This is a genomic window from Allobosea sp. P1_A7 (assembly GCF_056406775.1).
On record NZ_JBFTZN010000613.1, the window covers coordinates 1 to 894 of the forward strand.

Annotated in this window: 2 protein-coding genes; one reads left to right on the plus strand and one right to left on the minus strand. The window is 57.0% G+C overall.

The window, feature by feature from the left end; translation table 11 throughout:
• Positions 1-110 precede the first annotated feature (110 nt).
• Positions 111-407, minus strand: a complete 297-nt coding sequence (locus AC1D34_RS38000) for a hypothetical protein (protein ID WP_441493340.1) — start codon at positions 405-407, stop codon at positions 111-113.
• A gap of 239 nt (positions 408-646) precedes the next feature.
• Between AC1D34_RS38000 and AC1D34_RS38005 the strand changes: the two genes are divergently transcribed.
• The coding region (locus AC1D34_RS38005; RefSeq protein WP_476827080.1) for a response regulator at positions 647-894 on the plus strand (248 nt) is incomplete at its 3' end.

Below are 894 nucleotides of genomic sequence, written 5' to 3' on the forward strand. Positions count from 1 at the left end.
GCCTTGGGGCGGTCTCGGTAGCTCCTTAGGGGACCTTCGACGATGCATGTAATTTGGGCCCGATGGCCAGACAGCCGCGGCGATCTCTAGATTGTTGGCGCTGAGCTAGTTCAACAATCGTGTTCTCCGATTTTCGTCCAGGCGGTCGCCATGGCCTCCGCGTCCAATTCCAATGAGGTTGCCAGCTCGTGGTATTCCGCAATCCGTTCAGAGCGTGTGGGCGCGTCCGAACTGCGCCAGAATTCAAGCCCATTGCATGTCAATTCGTACGCCTCGCAGATATCGAGAAACGCCGGATCGCGGCTCTGATCAAAGGCGACACGCCAATGAGGCAAGCGCAGCATCAAACGTGCACGACCGCGCCTCTGGGTCAGCGTCATGGCCAAGGCCTCAACCAGCTTGGACATCGCTCTCAAGGAATATAGGGAAGTCAATTCCTGCTGGACAATGCTGCCACTAACGCGCTGTTCCCACTATTGTCCCTAAGGTCCGCGCGCGGGATGCGGTGTGAGGCCGAGATGGGTGGGGTAGGAAGCTGCGCTCGTCTCGACTATCGTTCACATACGATCCAACAGTTCGGTAGACAATAAGCAAGAACTGCGTCAGCCTCCGCTCCATGGGGCAAGGTCTATCCTGGATCGCTATCGTGGACGACGAGCCGTCCGTGTTGAAATCCCTGAGCCGGACATTGAGAGTTCACGCTTACGAGACGAAAATATTCAAATCAGCTTACGATTTTCTCGCGGCTTTTTCCGACGGGACACCCGCCTGCCTCATCCTCGACGTAATGATGCCGGGCATGACCGGCCCTGAGCTTCACCATCGCTTGATCGAGGCCAACATCCATATCCCGACGATCGTCATTACCGCGCACGATGGGGATCAGGAGTGGGC